Source organism: Burkholderia sp. SRS-W-2-2016, from assembly GCF_001931485.1.
Lineage (GTDB): Bacteria > Pseudomonadota > Gammaproteobacteria > Burkholderiales > Burkholderiaceae > Paraburkholderia.
Genome location: NZ_MSDV01000078.1, coordinates 95,773 through 115,812, shown reverse-complemented (window position 1 = coordinate 115,812; position 20,040 = coordinate 95,773). Strand labels below are relative to the sequence as shown.

Genomic DNA, 20,040 nt, shown 5'->3' with positions numbered 1-20,040 from the left:
CGCTCCAAACACTGGAATACTCTCCAGCATTCAGCATCCAGCATTCAGCGTATCCGCGGCGGCCGGCAGCGGTCGTCCGGTTTGCACCAGCATGCGCATCTTCGCGGCCAGAAACAGCGGGTGATCGACGCGCATCGCAACGACCTCGCCAGACTCGATTTCACGCCGCGCACCGAAATAACCCATGAGCGTCGCGCCGTTGCCGTTGCGCACGAAACGTTTGAGTACGGCGAGCGAATTGGTCGTCAGGATCGGGCGTATCGACAGGTTGTCCGAATACGCGAGCATCTGCACGATCTGGCCGAGTCTGTAGGAGGGCGGCATCAAGGCGAGCGGGCACGCGACCATCTCCGCGACACTGACCGATGTATTGCGGCGGGCCAGCGGATGGTCCGCGCTGACCACCAGCATCACCGGTTGCGCGGCGCTCGCGCAGATCTCGACCTGCGGCTGCGCCGGCGGGTTGTACGCGATGCCCAGATGAGCGCGGCCTTCGGCGATCTCGCCGACCACGCCGTTCACCGGCAGCACGTCGACACTCACTTCAGGCTGCGGATAGCGCGCGCAGCAACCTGCGAGCACGTCGTCCATCAGTACATCGACATAGTCCTCGCTGAGGACAACGCGTACATGGCCCAGCTGCAGCCCGTTGCGAGCTTGCAAACGGCTTTCGAATTGTTCCTGCTGCGCATGGCAGGTTCGCCAGAACTCGGCCAGATCGTGAGCGACCTCGGTCGGCACGACGCCGCGCGGGCGCCGCTCGAACAGTGTCGCGCCGATTTCGTCTTCCAGAAGCCTGATCTGCCGCGTAATGACCGATGCGGCGGTGTTCAGGCTGTCGGCGGCGCCGCGGATCGAACCGCGAATCAACACTTGGTGGATTCAACCGAGATATGACGCGAAAAGGCGCGCGTCACGTTGCAACGTAAGTTTGTTCTCGCATATTTCCGTAACCCTTTTTTTACGCGACGATCCGGTAGATGCTTGATGTGATCCCCGCGAGATGTGCGAATGGCGTCTCACCGTTCTATTCGCACGGCTTTGACACCGGAACGCGCGCGTGCGATTTCAGACGCGCGACGAACTTTGCAACATCCGGAGGATGTCAAAGGGCCGGCTTTTTCGCTGTCACCCGCCATACAGCGTTGCCCACGTCGTCAGCCACAAGTGGAGCGCCCTGCGCGTCTAATGCGACGCCGACAGGGCGACCCACGACATGGCCGTCAGAAAGCCAGTCACGAAGTCTTCGGGGACGCCGACAGGTTTTCCATCGACAAACGGCACGAACACGACCTTGTAGCCGGTACACGGCTTTCGGTTCCACGATCCGTGTTGGCCAACAAATGCGCCGCCCCGATAGTGAGGCGGGAACAGCGTTCGGTCATAAAAGACCAGACCGAGCGAAGCCGTATGATTGCCGAGCGCATAGTCAGGTTCGATGGCTTTAGCGACCATATCTGGTCGTTGGGGTTGGACGCTTTTCTCTGAATGCCGGACTCGACTCGGTACTGAACGCGATCACGCCGCTGTGGGCGGCGCTGATTGTGGCCGTGTTGTTTCAGGCGTCGCTGGGACGAGCGCAGTCGAGCGGTTTCCTGCTGGGGCTCGTTGGTGTGACCGTGCTGGTGTGGGACACGCTCCGTGTGGGCGCGAACGGGGTTGCGCCCGCGATCGGCGCGGCGCTGCTCGCAACCGTGTTTTACGGCTTTGCGGTCAATTACTCGAAACGCCACCTCGCGGGGATACGGCCTTTTGTCGTCGCGTTCGGAAGTCAGCTCTTCGCCGCCGTCGTGCTGCTGCTGGCAGGATTCACATGGCCTCGGCATGTGGTCGCGCTTGGCATTGTTTGCACCGGCTTTGCCTATCTGCTGGGCTTTTCCGCCCGGTCGAACATGTCGGTTCGGCTTAAGTGGCGTCGGTGACGTTTCTGATTCCGATCTTCGGCGTGCTGTGGGGCGCGCGGTTTTCGACGAGAAGATCACGCTGAGGATGGAGATTGGCTGTGTGACGATCTTGGTCGCTACTGCGCTGGCGAGTGGGCAGGTTCGGGCGAGGTGACTGCGGGCGGTGTTAGGCGAACGCATCCGCTTCGGTCTCTGCGGGTTTCCCCCAATCTCCCCCTTGTCGATTACCCCACCCGCCCGACGTCGTGAGAGTATGTCCAACCCACCCGCGAAAGGCAGATCACCATGACTACCGGAACCGTCAAATTCCACCGCGTGCTGCGCGCGACGCCCGAGCGCATCTATCGTGCGTTCCTCGAACCCGATGCGACCGCGAAGTGGCTGCCGCCGTACGGCTTCACCTGTCAGGTTCACCATCTCGACGCGCGCGTCGGCGGCACCTTCAAAATGTCGTTCCGCAACTTCGGTTCCGGCAAGGGGCACTCGTTCGGCGGCGAGTATCTCGAACTGGTGCCGTTCGAGAAAATCCGCTATTCGGATATCTTCGACGATCCGAATCTGCCCGGTCAGATGCAGACCACGATTTCACTGCGCCCGGTTTCATGCGGGACCGACGTGAACATCGTGCAAGAAGGCATCCCGGCGATGATCCCGGTCGAGATGTGCTATCTCGGCTGGCAGGAGTCGCTCGCGCAACTGGCGAAGCTGGTCGAGCCTGAAATTCCGGACTGAAGCGCGGCACCGTCAGCACCGGACCACCACTCGCCGAGGTAGCAACTCCGTGATCCGTCGCGCGGCGAATCACGGAGCACACCGCGCGCGGATCTTCGCGAAACCGGCCGAGCCTCGGCGCAATAGCATCGCAATACCCCGCAACCCGGCAATCCATACCCCCGACCCGCCAGCATTCAGGATGCAGCCGATATGACGTCTTCTTACCGCGCGCCGCTGCGCGACATGCGCTTCGTAATCGACGAATGGCTCGATGCGGCCACTGTCTGGCGCAACGTGCCCGACTGGGCCGATCTCGATGCCGCGACGGCCGTGCAGATTCTCGAAGAAGCCGCGCGCTTCGTGACCGAGCAGGTCGCACCGCTAAACAGCAGCGGCGACCTCGAAGGCTGCCATTTCGACGGCGGCGAAGTAACGATGCCGGCGGGTTTTCGCGACTCGTATCGCGCGTATATCGACGGCGGCTGGCCGGCACTCGCGATCAGCGCCGACGCGGGCGGCCAGGGCTTACCGCAACTGCTCGAAGTCGCGTTGCACGAGATGCTGGCGGCGGCGAATCACGCGTGGCTGATGTCGCCGGGCCTCACGCACGGTGCGAGCGCATGTCTGCACGCGCATGGCGCCGAACCGTTGAAGGCGCACTATCTGCCGAGGATCGCCAGCGGCGAGTGGCTGACCACGATGTGTCTGACCGAGCCGCAAGCCGGTACCGATCTGGGTCTGCTGCGCGCGAAGGCGGTGCCCGCTGCGGAAGTGCGCAGCGAACTCGGCGACGCGTACCGGATCAGCGGCAGCAAGATTTTCATCACTGGCGGCGCGCACGATCTGACCGACAACATCGTGCATCTGGTGCTCGCGCGCTTGCCCGACGCGCCGGCCGGCACGCGCGGATTGTCGCTGTTTCTGGTGCCGCAGTGGCTCGACGAGGACGGAAGCGGCTCGCCGGAGCGCGTGCGCAACGGCGTGCATTGCGAAGGCATCGAGAAAAAGATGGGCCTGAAAGCGAGCCCCACCTGCACGATGCGCTTCGAAAACGCGCTCGGCTGGATGATCGGCGACGCGCATCGCGGGCTCGCCGCGATGTTCGTGATGATGAACGCCGCGCGTTTGCAGGTCGCGATGCAAGGCGTCGCGCATGCGGAGACTGCATGGCAACGCGCGAGCGCGTACGCGGCCGAGCGCACCCAGATGCGCGCGGTCACGACGCCCGTCGATTATCGCGGCGACCCGGCGCAGCCCGCGCCGATCGCGCTGCATCCGGCGATGCGCCGTACGCTGCTCGATCTGCGTTGCGTGGTCGAAGGCGAGCGCGCGATCGGTTTGTGGATCGGTCAATGGCTCGATATCGCCGCGCATCATCCGGATGAAAACGAGCGCGCGAAAGCGGAGCGCTTTGCGTCGCTGCTGACGCCGGTCGCCAAGGCGTTTTTCACCGCGAATGGGTTCGACGCGGCGTCGAACGCGTTGCAGGTGTTCGGCGGCTACGGCTATATCCACGAGTACGGGGTCGAGCAAACGGTGCGCGACAGCCGCGTGTCGATGTTGTATGAAGGCACCAACCAGATTCAGGCGATCGATCTGCTGGTGCGCAAAACGATCGGCGATCGCGGCGAGAAGCTGCGCGAACTACTCGAGTACTTGCGCGGCGAAGCAGACGCATGCCGGCATAAGGAACCCGCACACGCGGACCTCGCACGCGCCGGACACACGCTCGAAGCGCTGTGCGCGAGCGCGTGGCAGATCACCGAAAAGCTGCTAGAACAAAGCACCGCCGATAAAGAACTTCCATACCGCGTCGCCGACGATTACCTCGCAATGATCGGCTGGCTACTGCTCGCCTACGCATGGGCACGTACGCTGCGCATCGCGCAAGCAGCCAGCACGGACGAGAACTTCTACGCGGAAAAGCGCGCGACGGCCCGTTATTTCTTCGACTACCGCGTTGCCGAATTCGAGCATTGCAGGCAACTGGTCGAAGCGGGCTGTCGCGCGAGTCTGCCGTTTCTCAGCATGGAAACACTGAACGGCAATTGAACGCCGCTCAGAACTTGTGCCGGATCCCCACCCGCACCAGCGCCTGCCGGTTGCTCGACGACGCAGCCGTCACATAATCCATCTGCGCGTGCGTGCCGCTGCTGCCGGTCAGGCAAGCGGCCATCGCGTAGACGTCGGTGCGCTTCGACAGGAAATAATCGACCATCAGGTTGGCCTGCTGATAACGCGGCTTGAAGCCGGTCGCGTGTTCGTTGACGTCGCTGAGCGTATAGCCGCCGCCGACCTGCAACGCGGGCGAGATCGCATAAGCGAGCCAGCCTTCGTAGTTATTGAAGCTGACGTTGCCGCCGTCGAGTCCCGCATGGAACACGGTACGCGTCGCATTCAAACCGAAGCGGAACGCGCCGAGCGCATAGGTGCCGCCCAGCCCGTAAATCTCCTGACTGGTCGCGCTCGGCAAATAGCGCGTATACAGCGCGTTTTTCGGCAATGAATCGTAGACGGCCGCATACGGGTTATCGATGTGCGTATAAACGGCGGCCGCGTTGAATGCCCCATTCGAGTAATTGCCGCCGACGCTCACCACGCTATTGGTCGAGAACGAACCCGGCTGGCCGCCGAACGAATACAGCACGCCGAAACGAAAGCCGCCGAGAATCGGGCTCTGGTATTTGGCCGCGTTATTGATGCGAGCGGTACCGTTCAGATTGTCGACGTCGCCCGCATGCGCGAAGTAAATCCCCCATTGGCCTTGCGCGCTGAGCGGCCCCAGGTACTCGGTCATGAACTCGTACTGACGGCCGAGCGTTACCGTGCCGAAGCGCGAATCGAGGCCCACGTACGCGGTGCGGCCGAATAGCCGGCCGTTCTGGCCGAGAGCGCCGGTCGACGGATCGAAGCCGTTTTCCAGCACGAAGATCGCGCGCATTCCGCCGCCGAGATCTTCCGCGCCGCGCAGCCCCCAGCGCGAACCTTGCGTCACGCCGCTTTGCATCTGCCAGTTGCTGTGACCGTTCTGATTGGTCGTGTACGTAATCCCTTCATCGATGATCCCGTACAGCGTCACGCTGCTCTGCGCGAACGCATGGGGCGTCACGGCGGCGCCGGCACAGGCCAGCGCGGCCGCGGCGAACGTCCTGGTTTTATTCATTTGTTTTCCTGATTATGATCTGCTCGCTTGAGCTTGATTGACGGGCAACATCGGGGTTGCTTGACGGCCTGCTCCGGCAGGCTCGGGCGAAAAGCAGGTCGAATCTAGAGCCAGCGGCCCGGAAAAAATAATGAAAAGACCCGCTGTGGATAGTCGGAACGGTAATATCTGCGTCGATTCACGCGTCATCGGCGGCGCGCGGATCGTGAACACTGGAGGAGAGTCGAACATGAACAAGGACGTACGCCGCCCGCTTGAACGCGTTCCGGAGCTGTCGCACGTCTCGCTGTCGCGCAAGCTGAAATTGCAGCAACTGATTCTGGTCGCGAAGGTCATCGACAGCGGTTCGCTGCTGCGCGCGGCGAAGGAACTCGGGATGACGCAGCCCGCGATCACCAAGGCGGTACAGGAACTCGAAGCGTTTTTCAGCGCGCCGCTGTTCGAGCGCACCAATCGCGGCGTGGTGCCGACCGAACTCGGCAAGCTGCTCGGCCGTCGCGCGAAATCGATGCATACCGAGCTGCGCTATCTGACCGACGAAATCAACGCGTTGCAGGGCGGCACCGCCGGTCATCTGATCGTCGGCACGTTGATCGTCGCGTCCGCGCGGCTGTTGCCGATGGCGATCCGCCTGCTCAAGGAACAGGCGCCCGGGATGCTGGTCACCGTGCGCGAAGCGGCCACCGCGCAGCTGTTCCCGGCGCTCGCGACCGGCGATCTCGACATCGTGGTCGGCCGTCTGCCCGAGCGCGAACTGCCGCTTGCGAGCGCGTTTCCGTTGCATCACGAGGTGCTGTTCAAGGAGTCGATCTGCGTGGTGGTCGGCGCGCGTCATGCGCTCGCGCTGCCCGCGCGGCCGCGTCTGGCCGACCTCGCGAATCTGCCGTGGATCCTGCCGCTCGCCGATTCGCCGACCCGCATGCGAGCCGAACGGCTGTTCCAGGACGCTGGCTTGCCGCTGCCGGTCGACCGCGTCGAATCGCTGTCGATGCTGACCAACATCGGCCTGCTGCTGGAGCGCGAGTGCGTCGCGCTGATGCCGCGCGCGGCCGCGCAGCAATTCGTCGATGCGGGTTTACTCGCGATCGTGCCGCTGCGCGAAGCCGCGGATTTCGGCGCGGTCGGCTTCTCGACGCGCGCGGACAAGAAGATCAGCCCGGCCTGCGAGCGCTTTATCGCCTGTCTGCGCGAGAGCGCCGCGCACATTACCGAATGAACGGATGAAGCCGCGCTATGCGCGGCGGCATGCGTGCGTCCGCTGATATAAAAAACAGGAATAGCGGCGCACGAAATCGTTATTATTTTTTATGAAAGCGGCCTCTTAGACTCAGTGCATCCGTTCTACGCAGGAATCCATGCAGATGAGCTATCCGTTTTCGTTTCCTTCTTCGTCCGCCGCCGATGCGCCGCCATTGCTGCGTCATTACATCGGCGGTGAATTCGTCGCCAGCGACACGCGCTTCGAAAATCGCAGCCCGGTGACGGGCGCGGTGCTCGCGCTCGTCAGCGAAGCGCGCGCGCCGGAAGTGGACCGCGCGGTCGGCGCGGCCCGTGCGGCGCTCGCCGGTGAGTGGGGCCGCTTCGATGTGCAGCAGCGCGCGGCGCTGCTCAACCGGATCGCCGATGGCATCGAGCGCCGCTTCGACGATTTCGTCGCGGCCGAAGTGGCCGATACCGGCCGCCCGGTGCAGCAGGCCCGCACGCTCGACATCGCGCGTGGCGTCGCCAATTTCCGCACCTTCGCGCAACTGATCTCGACCACCCCGAACGACATCTTCGAAAGCCGCGCGGCCGACGGCTCCGATCAGTTCAGCTACGTGGTGCGCAAGCCGCTCGGCGTGGTCGGCATCATCTCGCCGTGGAATCTGCCGATGCTCCTGATGACCTGGAAGGTCGCGCCGGCGCTCGCAATGGGCAACTGCGTGGTCGTCAAGCCGTCGGAAGAGACGCCTTCGTCGGCGACGCTGCTCGCCGAAGTGATGCATGAAGCGGGCGTACCCGCAGGCGTGTTCAACCTCGTGCACGGCTTCGGACCGAATTCGGCCGGCGAGGCGCTGACGAAGCACAAGGACGTGTCGGCGATCACGTTCACCGGCGAATCGCGCACCGGCAGCACGATCATGAAAGCGGTCGCCGACGACGTGAAGGAAATCTCGTTCGAACTCGGCGGCAAGAACGCGGCGGTGGTGTTCGCCGACGCGGACTTCGACGCGGCGGTCGAAGGCGTGCGCCGTTCGAGCTTCACGAACGCGGGCCAGGTGTGCCTGTGCTCGGAGCGCGTGTATGTGGAGCGGCCGATTTTCGAGCGCTTCGTCGCGGCGCTCAAAGAGAAGACCGAAGCGATGAAGCTCGGTTACCCGGACGAAGCGAATGTCGACATGGGCCCGGTGATCTCGCACGGCCATCGCGACAAGGTGCTGTCGTACTACCGCCTCGCGCGGGAAGAGGGCGCGACGGTCGTGACCGGCGGCGGCACGCCGCAATTTAACGACGTGCGCGACGAGGGCGCGTATGTCGAGCCGACCATCCTGACCGGCCTGCCCGATAGCGCGCGCTGCGTGCGCGAGGAAATCTTCGGACCGGTGTGTCATATCGCGCCGTTCGACGCGGAAGACGAAGTGATCGGCCGCGTGAACGACAGCGCATACGGACTTGCCGCTTGCGTGTGGACCACGAATCTGTCGCGCGCGCATCGCGTGTCGCGTCAGATGCATACCGGCCTCGTATGGGTCAACACTTGGTTCAGCCGCGATCTGCGCACGCCGTTCGGCGGCACCAAACACTCGGGCCTCGGCCGTGAGGGCGGTCGCCATTCGCTCGACTTCTATTCCGAGCTGTCGACCATCTGCGTCAAACTGTGAGGACCTCATGACCGTTTCTTCCCAACTGCTGCCCGAAAAAGCCCGTCCGCGCGGCGCCTATCCGCATCTGAAGCGCGCCGGCGACTTCCTGTTCGTGTCGGGCACGAGCTCGCGCCGGTCCGACAACACGATCGCCGGCGCGCAGGCCGACGCGATGGGCACGATGCAGCTCGACATCCGCGAGCAGACCCGCGCGGTGCTCGACAACATTCGCGACATCCTCGCGACCGAAGGCGCGACGCTCAAGGACGTGGTCGAGATCTGCACGTACCTCGTCAACATGAACGACTTCGGCGGCTACAACGCGGTGTACGGCGAGTATTTCGACAGCGAAGGCCCGGCCCGCACCACGGTCGCCGTGCACCAGCTGCCGCATCCGCATCTGGCCATCGAAATCAAGGCGGTCGCCTATAAGCCGCGCTAAGGACGCGCTAAGGACGCCGCGCCGCCAGTCATAACGTTTGCTGTTTCAGGAGACTTCTGATGTCAAGTTTCAAGCCGCCGCTGAATCTGAACCGCTGGATCGACGAGCACGCCCATCTGCTGAAACCGCCGGTCGGCAATCAGCAGATCTGGCAGGACCACGACTTCATCGTGACCATCGTTGGCGGTCCGAATCATCGCACCGACTACCACGACGATCCGAGCGAAGAGTTCTTCTATCAGATGCGCGGCAACGCGTATCTGAACCTGTGGATCGACGGCAAGAAGGAACGTGTCGATCTGCGCGAAGGCGACGTGATGCTGCTGCCGCCGCACGTGCGGCATTCGCCGCAGCGCCCGGAGGCGGACAGCGCGTGTCTCGTGATCGAACGGCAACGGCCGGAAGGCGACGTCGACGGCTTCGAATGGTATTGCGACAGCGAGGAAGGCTGCGGTGGCCTCGTGCATCGCGCGCAAGCGCAACTGAAGAACATCGTGACCGATCTGCCGCCGCTGTTCGACGCGTTCTACAAAGACGAAAAGCTGCGCACCTGCCCGCATTGCGGACTCGTGCATCGCGGCAAGGCGGTCTGAACGGAATGCCCGTGCGTGGCGTGAGCGCAATAGAACGCCACCCACGCGAAAGAACAGGCGCCGCCAGGCCAGAACCCGAGAGATGCAGCACCACCCGTGGTCCCCGCGCGAGCCGAGTCGCGCGCGGCGGCCCGCGGCCAAACCTACTGAATTCGACAACATGAAGAAAATCGACATGCACTCGCATTTCTTCCCGCGCATCGGGCGGGAAGACGCGAGCCGGCTGGATGCATCCAGCGCCCCGTGGCTGCAAGTGGACGCGAGCGGCGAGACCGGCAACATCATGGTCGGCGAGCGCAGCTTCCGGCCGGTCCGCGAGGCGCTGTGGAATCCGGCCGCCCGCATCGAGGAACTGGACCGGGTCGGCGTCGCCGCGCAGATCATCTGCGCGACGCCGATCATGTTCGGCTACCGCTACGAAGCGCGCGCCGCGGCCGACTGGGCTGCGAAGATGAACGACCTCGCGCTCGAACACTGCGCATACGCGCCGAACCGCCTGAAGGCGCTCGCGCAAGTGCCGCTGCAGGATGTCGAACTCGCGTGCCGCGAGGCGAGCCGCGCGAAAGCGGCCGGCCACGTCGGCGTGCAGATCGGCAATCACCTGGGCCCGCGCGACCTCGACGACGAACACCTGGTGAGCTTTCTGACCCATTGCGCGCTGGAAGACATTCCGGTGCTCGTGCATCCGTGGGACATGATGACCGACGGCCGCATGAAGCAGTGGATGCTGCCGTGGCTCGTGTCGATGCCGGCGGAAACCCAGCTCGGCATTCTGTCGCTGATCCTGTCGGGCGCGTTCGAGCGGATTCCGCGTTCGCTGAAGCTCGCGTTCGCGCATGGCGGCGGCAGCTTCGCGTTCCTGCTCGGCCGCGTCGACAACGCATGGCGGTGCCGCGACATCGTGCGCAAGGATTGCCCGCGTCCGCCGTCGGAGTATGTCGATCGATTCTATGTGGACAGCGCGGTGTTCGATCACGGCGCGCTGCGTCTGCTGGTCGACGTGATGGGCGCCGAACGCGTGATGCTCGGCTCCGATCACCCGTTCCCGCTCGGCGAACAGCAGATCGGCGCACTCGTCACCAGCAGCGAGTGGCTCGACGAGCAGCAGCGCAGTAACATCTGCGCCGGCAATGCCGCACGCTTCTTCGGCATCGACCTCGAGCGCGCCGTTTAAACGGGTCAATCAGCGGACTCAATAAGCGGACTCAACGCGCCAACCGCAGCACCGATAAAACACACACACATTCGTTACCGGGTAGGAGACTTGTCATGACCGTTACGTTCGTTCGCCGTTCGTCGCGCCGAGGTGGTATTGCCGCAGCCAATCGCACCAGCAGCACCAGCGGCACCCGCGCCGCGCTGGCCGTGCTCGGCGCGCTGGCCGCCACCGCGTGCCTGCCGGCGCCCGCCCTCGCGGCCGATGCCGCGCCGCTGAAGATCGGCTTCATCGGCACGCTGTCCGGGCCGGGCGGCGCGCTCGGTCAGGACCAGTACGACGCGCTGATGCTGGCGGTCGAACAGAAGGGCGGCAAGCTCGGCGGCGTGCCGGTGCAGATCGTGCGCCAGGACGACCAGCTCAAGCCCGACCTCGCGTTGCAGGAAGCGCAGCAACTGATCAGCCGCGACGGCGTGAAGATCATCACCGGCGTGACGTTCTCGAACGTGATGATGGCGATACACAAACCGGTGACGAGCGCCGGCGTGGTGCTGATCGGCTCGAACGCGGGGCCGACGCAACTGGCCGGCGCGGGCTGCTCGCCGCTGTTCTTCTCGACCTCGTGGAACAACGACGAATTGCACGAGGCCGGCGGCCAGCTGGCGACCAACCTCGGCTACAAGCGCGTGTACGTGATGGCGCCGAACTACCAAGCGGGCCGCGATGCGGTGTCGGGTTTCAAGCGCGACTATCGTGGCTCGATCGCCGACGAGGTCTACACCCAGGTCAACCAGCCCGACTATTCGGCGGAACTGGCGCAATTGCAGGCCGCGCAGCCGGATGCGGTGTACGTGTTCTATCCGGGCGGGATGGGCGTGAATTTCGTCAAGCAATACCGCCAGGCGGGTCTGCTCGGCAAGATTCCGCTGATTTCGGTGTCGACGATCGACGGCACCACGCTGCCCGCGCTGAAGGAAATCGCGGTCGGCGCGATTACCAGCTCGCCGTATTCGCCGGACCTGAAGAATCCGCAGAACACGCAGTTCGTCGCGGCGTTCACGAAGAAGTACGGCCGCGCGCCGTCTATGTACGCGGCGCAATCGTACGACGCGGCCACGCTGCTCGATACCGCAATCGCGACGGTCAAGGGCAACGTGTCCGATAGCAAGGCGCTGCGCCAGGCGCTGGCCAATGCGAAGTTCGAGTCGGTGCGCGGGCCGTTCAGCTTCGACGCGAATCAGTTCCCGCGCGCCGGCTTCTATCGCGTCGACGTGGTGCGCGGCGCGAACGGCGCGTCGTTCGAAACGAAGGGGCCGATCGTGCCGAAGGTGAACAATCCCATTGCACAACAATGCAAGATGAACTGAGCGGACCCACGCGATGAACCTCACGTTGCTCGTCATGCAATGCCTGAACGGCTTGCAGCTCGGCGTGCTGCTGTTTCTGATGGCGGCCGGGCTGACGCTCGTTTTCGGCATTCTGAATTTCGTCAATCTCGCGCACGGTTCTCTGTATATGGTCGGCGCGTTCGTCGGCGCGCTGGTCTATAACCTGAGCGGCTCGTTCGCGCTTGCCGCGCTCGCGGTGGTGGTCGCGCTGGTGGCGCTTGGGATGCTGCTCGAATCGGTGGTGTTCCGGCGGCTCTATCAGCGTCATCACCTCGACCAGGTGCTCGCGACGTTCGGCCTGATCCTGTTCTTCAACGAACTGACCCGCACGATCTGGGGCCCGTCGCCGTACTACATGGAAGTGCCCGAAGCGCTGGCCGGCGCGGTCGACCTGTTCGGCCTGCACTATCCGGCGTACCGGCTGCTGATCGTCGCGGTGGGGCTCGCGGTCGCCGGCGGCTGCTACTTCGTGATCCATCGCACCCGCATCGGCATGCTGATCCGCGCGGGCGCCACGCATCGCGAGATGGTCGGCGCACTCGGCGTCAACGTGGTGCTGCTCAACGCGGTGCTGTTCGGCGTCGCGGCCGCGCTCGCCGGGATCGCCGGTCTGCTGGCCGGGCCGATTCTGTCGGTGCAGCCGGGCATGGGCGAGCCGGTGCTGATCCTGACGATGGTGGTGATCGTGATCGGCGGCATCGGCTCGATTCGCGGCGCGTTTCTCGGCGCGCTGCTGGTCGGCGTGATCGACACGCTCGGGCGCACGCTGCTGCCCGCGTTGCTGCGCCAGGTGCTCGAGCGCAGCAGCGCCGATACCGCCGGGCCCGCGCTCGCATCGATGCTGATCTACATCCTGATGGCGCTCGTGCTCGCGTGGCGTCCGCAGGGTCTTTTCCCCGTCAAACATTCGTGAAGCCGACATGATGCCTACTCCTGCTTCCGCACCCCGCGCGCGCCCCGCGCCGCCCGTGCCACGCGCGGCGGATGCCGCGAGCCGTCGCGCCAGTTACGTCGACCGGCTCGGCTGGCTGCTCGCCGTGCTGCTGCTCGCGCTGCCCGTGTATGCGGCGCTCAGCGGCCAGCCGTTTCTGGTGGTGTTGTTCGCCCGCATCGCAATCCTCGCGATCGCCGTGCTGTCGCTCGATCTGATGCTCGGCGTCGGCGGCATGGTCAGCTTCGGTCATGCGCTGTACTTCGGTCTCGGCGCGTACATTACCGGGATGCTCGCGCAACATGGCGTGGTTAGCGGCGGCGTGCATCTGTTGATCACGCTGCTGGTGTGCGCGCTGGTTGCGCTCGTGACCGGCGCGATCGCGCTGCGCACCAGCGGCATCGCGTTCATCATGATCACGCTCGCGTTCGCGCAGATGTTCTATTTCTTCGCGGTGAGCCTGCGCGAATACGGCGGCGACGACGGCTTCGCGCTGGCCGGCGCGAGCCGCTTCGGCGCCGTGTCGCTCGGCGATCCGGTCACGCTGTACTACGTCGCCGCGGGCTTGCTGATCGTGCTGATGCTGTTCGGCCGACGCTTTCTGAAGAGCGCGGCGGGCATGACGCTCGGCGGCATCCGCATCAACGAGCGGCGCATGCGCGCGCTCGGCGTGCCGACCACGCGGATGAAGCTCGCGGTGTTCGTCAGCGCGGCGATGCTGTGCGGGGTCGCCGGCATGCTGTTCGCGAACCTCACGCAGTTCGTCGCGCCGTCCTATATGTCGTGGACGATGTCGGGCGATCTGATCGTGATGGTGGTGATCGGCGGCGCGGGCACGTTCGTCGGACCGCTGGTCGGCACGCTCGCGATCGTGCTGCTCGAAGAAGGACTGAAGAGCGTCACCGAACACTGGATGCTGGTGATGGGACCGCTGATCGTGATCGCGGTGCTGCTGAGCCGGCGCGGTCTGATCGGCCTGGTCGCCTCTCTCGATGCGCGGCGTGAGCGCCGCGAGAACGAACGCAAGCGTGCCGCGCAGGGAGGTGCGCAATGAGTCTCCTGACCGTCGAAGGACTGGTGAAGCGCTACGGCGGCTTCACCGCGACCGACCATTTCAGCGTGAGCGTCGAGCCCGGCGAGATTCACGCGGTGATCGGCCCGAACGGCGCCGGCAAGAGCACGCTGATCGGCCAGCTGGCCGGCGAACTGCGGCCCGACGAAGGCACGATCCGTTTCGCGGGCGACGACATCACGCAACTGTCGGTCGAGCGGCGCGCGCGGCTCGGACTCGCGCGCTCGTATCAGATCACCTCGGTGCTGCCCGAATACACCGCGCTCGAAAACGTGCTGCTCGCGGTCAATGCGCAGCGCGCGTCGCGCTTTAACTGCTGGAGCCGGCTCGGCGCGCGCGGCGAGGTGCTCGACGAAGCGCTCGCGCTGCTCGAACAAACGGGACTTGCCGCGCAGGCCCAGGTCTGCGTCGCGGAGATGGCGCACGGCGAACACCGTCAGCTCGAACTCGCGATGGCGTTGGCGAGCCGTCCGCAACTGCTGCTGCTCGACGAACCGATGGCCGGCATGAGCCAGGCCGAAACGGTGCAGATGACTGCGCAATTGCAGGCGCTGAAGGGCACGCACGCGATGCTGCTGGTCGAGCACGACATGGACGCGGTGTTCGCGCTGGCCGACCGGATTACCGTGCTGGTGTACGGCAAGGCGCTCGCGACCGGCACGCCCGACGAAATTCGCGCGAATCCCGCCGTGCGCGCGGCCTATCTCGGCGATGAGCAAGCGCCGTCGAATCTGTCAGGGAGCCACGCATGAGCCGCCTGCTCGAAGTCGCTTCGCTCGAAGCGTTTTATGGCCGCAGCCAGGCGCTGTTCGGCGTCGAACTGAATATCGACGACGGCCAGTTCGTGACGATGCTCGGCCGCAATGGGATGGGCAAATCGACCACGGTCAAATCGATCGCCGGTCTGCTGAAAACGCGGCGCGGCTCGATCCGCATGGCGGGCGAGTCGATCGACAACGCGCCGTCGTACCGGATCGCGCGCGCGGGGATCGGGCTCGTGCCGGAAGGACGCCATATCTTTCCGACGCTGACCGTGCGCGAGAACCTGGTGGCGACTGCGCGCGAGGTCAAGCGTCCCGGCGGCTTGTGGACGCTGCAACGGGTTTATCAGCTGTTTCCGCGGCTCGAGGAACGCGCGCGCAATCTCGGCTCGGCGCTCTCGGGCGGCGAACAGCAGATGCTCGCGATCGGCCGCGCGCTGATGACCAATCCGCGCCTGCTGATTCTCGATGAAGCGACCGAAGGTCTCGCGCCGCTGATTCGCGAGGAGATCTGGAAGTGCCTCGCCGAGTTGAAGAAGACGGGCCTGGCGATTCTGTGCATCGATAAAAATCTCGCGTCGCAGCTCGCGATTGCCGACTACCACTACGTGATGTCGAAGGGCGCGGTGGTGTGGCAAGGCACGTCTTTCCAGCTGCGTGCGGAAGCGGACGCGTTGCATGCGCATCTGAGTATCTGAACCCGGGCGGCTTTTTTCTGGGTGTGTGTTTGCCGCGGGCTATCCGGCTCGCGGCTTTTTTGCGTATGGGTTGCGGTTCCACTACGATTGCAGGCTCGCATTCACCGACAAGGACTCCTCGATGCCGTTCGATCTGACTTTCGCCGATCTCGCCGAGCGCGCGGTGCAGTACAACGCGCGGGCTTCGGTGAGCGACTTCGATGCCGAGATGGCGATCTATGCGTCGCTCGCGCGCGACTCGCGCGAACGTTGCGCGGGCATCCTCGATCTGCGTTACGGGATGGGGCAGGCCGAACGGATCGATATTTTTCCGGGCGTGGCGGCCGCGCGGCCCGCGCCGCTATTCGTGTTCATTCACGGCGGCTACTGGCGCTCGCAACGCAAGGAAGACGCGTGCTCGATGGCGGCCGCGTTCACCGCGGCGGGCGTCGCGGTCGCGATGATCGAATACACGTTGCTGCCGGAGGCGACGCTCGCCGAAGTGGTGCGTGAAGTGCGCAGCGCGATTGCGTGGCTGTACCAGCAGGGCGGCGCGTATGGGATCGATACGCAGCGGATCTACGTGGGCGGCAGTTCGGCCGGCGGCCATCTGGCCGGGATGCTGTATGCGGACGACTGGCAATCGCGCTTTAACGTGCCGCAGGACGTGATCAAGGGCGTCGTTGGGTTGAGTGGGCTCTATGACATCCGGCCTTTGTGCGAGATCGGCGTCAATGAATGGCTGCGGCTGTATCCGGATCAGGCCGCGTTGCTCAGTCCCGCTTTGTGTCTGCCGAATATGGCACCGCCGCTGCTGTTGACGGTCGGCGGGCTGGAAACCAGCGGGTTCAGGAACCAGACGCTGCAGTTTCACGAAGACGTCAGCCGGCGCGGTTTGCCGGTGACGCTGGTGCCGAATACGCACTCGAATCACTTCAATCTGGTCAATGAACTTGCGCAGCCTGGCAGTGCGTTGTTCGACGCGGTGCTGGGGATGATCGGGGGTGCGTAAGGAGCGGGGCGGCCCCGCTCCTTGATGACTTACTGCGCCTGAGCGCGCAGCGTCTTCGCGGCCGCAACCATGTTGCTCAGCGCCGGAAGCACTTCAGCCCACTGACGGGTCTTCAGACCGCAGTCCGGGTTCACCCACAGACGTTCCGCCGGAATCCGCTCGGCGGCTTTGCGCATCAGTTGCACGATGTGCTGCTCGGTCGGAATGTTCGGCGAGTGGATGTCATACACGCCCGGGCCGATTTCGTTCGGATAGTTGAAGTGGTCGAACGCGTCGAGCAGCTCCATATCCGAGCGCGAGGTTTCGATCGTGATCACGTCGGCATCCATATCGGCGATCGACGCGATGATGTCGTTGAACTCCGAATAGCACATATGCGTGTGAGTCTGCGTAGCGTCGCCGACGCCGTTCGCGGTGATCCGGAACGACTCGACCGCCCAGCGCAGATACTCGTCCCATTGCGCGCGACGCAGCGGCAGACCTTCGCGTAGCGCCGCTTCGTCGATCTGGATCACGCGCACGCCGGCTTGTTCGAGGTCCAGCACTTCGTCGCGGATCGCCAGCGCCAGTTGATAGCACGACACCGAGCGCGGCTGGTCGTCGCGTACGAACGACCAGTTCAGGATGGTAACCGGGCCCGTGAGCATCCCCTTCATCGGCTTGTCGGTGAGCGATTGCGCGTAGCCGATCCACTCGACCGTCATCGCGGTCGGGCGGCTGATGTCGCCGAACAGGATAGGCGGTTTCACGCGGCGCGAGCCGTACGACTGGACCCAGCCGAACTGGCTGAATGCATAGCCGTCGAGTTGCTCGCCGAAGTATTCGACCATGTCGTTGCGCTCCGCTTCGCCGTGCACGAGCACGTCGAGACCGAGCTGTTCCTGCTCGCGCACGCTGCGCTCGATCTCGGCGCGCATCGCGGCCTGGTAACCGGCGTGGTCGAGTGCGCCGCTTTTGAACTGGCTGCGCGCATGGCGGATTTCGGCGGTCTGCGGGAACGAGCCGATCGTCGTGGTCGGGAACGCGGGCAGCTTCAGCAGCGCGGCCTGTTTCGCCGCACGCGCTTCATAGGCGTTTTGACGCTTGCCGAGCTGCGCGTCGATGCGGGCGAGCGCGGCCTTTACCGCCGGGTTATTCACGCGCGGCGATTGGCGGCGCGCGGCGATCGCGGCGGCATTGGCGGCAAGCGCCGCCGCGACCTCGTCGCGTTGACCGTTCAGCGCGGCGGCGAGGACGCGAAGTTCGTCGAGTTTCTGCAGCGCGAATGCGAGCCATGAGCGGATCTCCGGATCGAGTTTGACTTCGCTTTCGAGATCGACCGGCACGTGCAGCAGCGAGCACGACGGCGCAATCCACAGACGCTCGCCGAGTTGCTGCGCGAGCGGCGCGAGCCATTCGAGCGTCGCGTTCAGGTCGGTCTTCCAGATATTGCGGCCGTTGATCGCGCCGACCGACAGCACGCTGTGCGCGGGCAGCTTTTGCGCGGCGAGCGCGAGTTCGTCGCGGGCATTGATTGCGTCGAGGTGCAGACCGTCGACCGGCAGAGCGCACGCGAGGTCGAGATTTTCCTTGAGCTGTCCGAAGTAGGTGGTCAGCAGCAGCTTCACGCCGCGCTCTTCGAAACCGGCATAAGCGGTCGTGAATGCGTCGCGCCACGCCGGTTCGAGTTCGGTTACCAGCACCGGCTCGTCGATCTGCACCCACTCGACGTCCATCACCCTGAAGTAGTCGAGCAGCGCGCGGTACACCGGCATGATGCGCGGCAGCAGCGCGAGCTTGTCGGAGTCGTCCTTGGCCTTGCCGAGCCACAGGTAGCTGAGCGGGCCGAGGATCACCGGCTTCGCTTTCACCCCTTGTTCGCGGGCTTCGCGCAGTTGTTCGAGCAAACCTGACGTATCGAGATTGAACTGCGTGTCGGCGGTGAATTCGGGGACGATGTAGTGGTAGTTGGTATCGAACCACTTGGTCATTTCGCCGGCGGCGACCCCGCCGCAGCATCCCGCGTGCTGTTCCTCGCCCTGCGCCGAGCGGCCGCGCGCGACGCGGAAATAGTTGTCGAGCTTGTCGCCATGAAAGCCGCGCACGCGCTCCGGCAGATTACCGAGCGTGAAGCTCATGTCGAGCACCTGGTCGTAGAACGCGAAGTCGCCGACCGGTACGAGGTCGAGCCCCCGCTGATCGCTCCAGTGACGCGCGCGCAATTGCGCGCCGAGCGCCTTCAGTTCATCGCGCGACGACTCGCCTTTCCAGTAGCGTTCGAGGCCGAACTTCAGTTCGCGTTGAGCGCCGATGCGCGGGAAGCCGAGATTGTGTGTGGTAACCATGTGCGCTGCCATCCGGTAGAGAAATACGTCAAAACTGACGAAGTGGCAGCGATGATAGAGCTATCGATAGATGAAATAAAATGGCATTATTTCATTCATCCATTAGTTTTGTTCATCTACAGTTTTTGCCATGCGAGTCCCGCGCCATGCTTGAACGCATTCACCTCGTCATCGTTCGCGAAGTCGCGCGGCAGGGTTCGCTCACCGCTGCGGCCGGCGCGCTGTTTCTGACGCAATCCGCGCTCAGTCATACGGTCAAGAAGATCGAGCAGCAGTTGGGCACACCGATCTGGGATCGCGAGGGGCGTAGTTTGCGGCTCACGCAGGCGGGGCAGTATCTGCTGGCGCTGGCCGAGCGGCTGCTGCCGCAGTTCGAGCAGGCCGAGGAGCGCATGAAGCAATACGCGCAGGGCGAGCGCGGCACGTTGCGGATCGGGATGGAGTGCCATCCGTGTTACCAGTGGCTGCTAAAGGTAGTGTCGCCGTATCTCGCGCGCTGGCCTGACGTGGATGTCGACGTGAAGCAGCGCTTTCAGTTCGGCGGGATTGGCGCGTTGTTCGGGTATGACGTCGATGTGCTGGTGACGCCCGATCCATTGAATCGTCCGGGGCTGCGCTTCGAGCCGGTGTTCGACTACGAGCAGGTGCTGGTGGTCGCGGACGGGCATCCGCTTGCAAAGGCTCGCTATGTGAAGCCGGAGCAGTTGGTCGGTGAAACGCTGATTACGTATCCGGTCGAGACCGATAGGCTCGACATCTACAACTATTTTCTGCGGCCGGCGGGCGTGGCGCCGCGGCGGCATAAGACGATCGAGACCACCGACATCATGTTGCAGATGGTCGCCAGTAATCGCGGGGTGGCGGCGCTGCCGCGCTGGCTGGCGGAAGAGTACGCGGAGCGGATGCCGGTCGTGAGCGTGAAGCTCGGGAAGGAGGGGATTGCGAAGCAGATCTTTCTGGGGACGCGCGACGGGGATGCTTCTATCGATTATTTGCGCTCGTTCGTGGAGTTTGCGCGGGGGGCGGAGTGGCGGGGAGGACGGTTCGTGCCGCTCTAACG

General features: G+C 64.4%; 18 protein-coding genes and 1 pseudogene. 15 read left to right on the top strand and 4 right to left on the bottom strand.

Annotated features, from left to right (window positions below; all coding sequences use genetic code 11):
* Nucleotides 1–30: 30 nt before the first annotated feature.
* Together BTH42_RS32310 and BTH42_RS32305 are read right to left on the bottom strand one after the other, a co-directional pair.
* Nucleotides 31–882, bottom strand: a complete 852-nt coding sequence (locus BTH42_RS32310) for a LysR family transcriptional regulator (protein ID WP_075305241.1) — start codon at nucleotides 880–882, stop codon at nucleotides 31–33.
* A 223-nt stretch (nucleotides 883–1,105) separates the two neighbouring features.
* A pseudogene (locus tag BTH42_RS32305) lies at nucleotides 1,106–1,476 on the bottom strand (sorbosone dehydrogenase family protein); the annotation flags it as partial.
* 68 nt (nucleotides 1,477–1,544) lie between these two features.
* Here BTH42_RS32305 and BTH42_RS32300 point away from each other — a divergent pair.
* The 3 genes from BTH42_RS32300 (at nucleotide 1,545) to BTH42_RS32290 (ending at nucleotide 4,670) form a co-directional block, all read left to right on the top strand.
* The gene (locus tag BTH42_RS32300; RefSeq protein WP_075305240.1) at nucleotides 1,545–1,922 is read left to right on the top strand and encodes a hypothetical protein; all 378 of its coding nucleotides are present in this window, start codon (nucleotides 1,545–1,547) and stop codon (nucleotides 1,920–1,922) included.
* Nucleotides 1,923–2,189: 267 nt separating this feature from the next.
* A complete protein-coding gene (locus BTH42_RS32295; protein WP_075305239.1) occupies nucleotides 2,190–2,636 on the top strand; it encodes an SRPBCC family protein in 447 nt (148 codons plus the stop codon).
* A gap of 192 nt (nucleotides 2,637–2,828) precedes the next feature.
* On the top strand, nucleotides 2,829–4,670 hold the full coding sequence (locus BTH42_RS32290) for an acyl-CoA dehydrogenase (protein ID WP_075305238.1): 1,842 nt from the start codon (nucleotides 2,829–2,831) through the stop codon (nucleotides 4,668–4,670).
* Between the two features lie 7 nt (nucleotides 4,671–4,677).
* Here the strand turns inward: BTH42_RS32290 and BTH42_RS32285 are convergent, their stop codons facing one another.
* Nucleotides 4,678–5,781, bottom strand: a complete 1,104-nt coding sequence (locus BTH42_RS32285; RefSeq protein WP_083655010.1) for a porin — start codon at nucleotides 5,779–5,781, stop codon at nucleotides 4,678–4,680.
* Nucleotides 5,782–6,010: 229 nt separating this feature from the next.
* Here BTH42_RS32285 and BTH42_RS32280 point away from each other — a divergent pair, with 229 nt between their 5' ends.
* The 11 genes from BTH42_RS32280 (at nucleotide 6,011) to BTH42_RS32230 (ending at nucleotide 16,656) form a co-directional block, all read left to right on the top strand.
* Nucleotides 6,011–6,997 carry a LysR substrate-binding domain-containing protein gene (locus tag BTH42_RS32280; protein ID WP_075305237.1) on the top strand — a complete coding sequence of 329 codons (987 nt, stop codon included), beginning with the start codon at nucleotides 6,011–6,013 and terminating at the stop codon, nucleotides 6,995–6,997.
* Between the two features lie 145 nt (nucleotides 6,998–7,142).
* The gene (locus tag BTH42_RS32275) at nucleotides 7,143–8,642 is read left to right on the top strand and encodes a 2-hydroxymuconic semialdehyde dehydrogenase (protein WP_075305325.1); all 1,500 of its coding nucleotides are present in this window, start codon (nucleotides 7,143–7,145) and stop codon (nucleotides 8,640–8,642) included.
* Nucleotides 8,643–8,649: 7 nt separating this feature from the next.
* Nucleotides 8,650–9,066: a RidA family protein gene (locus BTH42_RS32270; protein ID WP_075305236.1), complete on the top strand. Its 417-nt coding sequence runs from the start codon at nucleotides 8,650–8,652 to the stop codon at nucleotides 9,064–9,066.
* Between the two features lie 59 nt (nucleotides 9,067–9,125).
* Complete coding sequence (locus tag BTH42_RS32265; RefSeq protein ID WP_075305235.1) at nucleotides 9,126–9,659, top strand: 3-hydroxyanthranilate 3,4-dioxygenase; 534 nt, start codon at nucleotides 9,126–9,128, stop codon at nucleotides 9,657–9,659.
* A gap of 160 nt (nucleotides 9,660–9,819) precedes the next feature.
* Nucleotides 9,820–10,833 carry an amidohydrolase family protein gene (locus tag BTH42_RS32260; RefSeq protein WP_075305234.1) on the top strand — a complete coding sequence of 338 codons (1,014 nt, stop codon included), beginning with the start codon at nucleotides 9,820–9,822 and terminating at the stop codon, nucleotides 10,831–10,833.
* Nucleotides 10,834–10,928: 95 nt separating this feature from the next.
* Nucleotides 10,929–12,182, top strand: coding sequence for an ABC transporter substrate-binding protein (locus tag BTH42_RS32255; RefSeq protein WP_083655009.1), 1,254 nt, complete (start codon nucleotides 10,929–10,931; stop codon nucleotides 12,180–12,182).
* Between the two features lie 13 nt (nucleotides 12,183–12,195).
* Complete coding sequence (locus BTH42_RS32250) at nucleotides 12,196–13,116, top strand: branched-chain amino acid ABC transporter permease (protein WP_075305233.1); 921 nt, start codon at nucleotides 12,196–12,198, stop codon at nucleotides 13,114–13,116.
* Between the two features lie 7 nt (nucleotides 13,117–13,123).
* Nucleotides 13,124–14,188, top strand: coding sequence for a branched-chain amino acid ABC transporter permease (locus BTH42_RS32245; protein ID WP_143752294.1), 1,065 nt, complete (start codon nucleotides 13,124–13,126; stop codon nucleotides 14,186–14,188).
* Entirely contained in the window at nucleotides 14,185–14,958 is a 774-nt protein-coding gene (locus tag BTH42_RS32240) for an ABC transporter ATP-binding protein (protein ID WP_075305232.1), read from the top strand. The genes BTH42_RS32245 and BTH42_RS32240 overlap by 4 nt, the downstream gene beginning before the upstream one ends.
* Nucleotides 14,955–15,665: an ABC transporter ATP-binding protein gene (locus BTH42_RS32235; protein ID WP_075305231.1), complete on the top strand. Its 711-nt coding sequence runs from the start codon at nucleotides 14,955–14,957 to the stop codon at nucleotides 15,663–15,665. Before BTH42_RS32240 ends, BTH42_RS32235 begins: the two co-directional genes overlap by 4 nt.
* Before the next feature lie 121 nt (nucleotides 15,666–15,786).
* Complete coding sequence (locus BTH42_RS32230) at nucleotides 15,787–16,656, top strand: alpha/beta hydrolase (protein WP_075305230.1); 870 nt, start codon at nucleotides 15,787–15,789, stop codon at nucleotides 16,654–16,656.
* Nucleotides 16,657–16,685: 29 nt separating this feature from the next.
* Here BTH42_RS32230 and metE read toward each other — a convergent pair whose 3' ends face one another.
* On the bottom strand, nucleotides 16,686–18,980 hold the full coding sequence (gene metE, locus BTH42_RS32225; RefSeq protein ID WP_075305229.1) for a 5-methyltetrahydropteroyltriglutamate--homocysteine S-methyltransferase: 2,295 nt from the start codon (nucleotides 18,978–18,980) through the stop codon (nucleotides 16,686–16,688).
* Nucleotides 18,981–19,126: 146 nt separating this feature from the next.
* On the opposite strand from metE, the gene BTH42_RS32220 reads away from it, so the two are divergent.
* Nucleotides 19,127–20,038: a LysR family transcriptional regulator gene (locus BTH42_RS32220; RefSeq protein ID WP_075305228.1), complete on the top strand. Its 912-nt coding sequence runs from the start codon at nucleotides 19,127–19,129 to the stop codon at nucleotides 20,036–20,038.
* The last annotated feature ends 2 nt before the right edge of the window (nucleotides 20,039–20,040 follow it).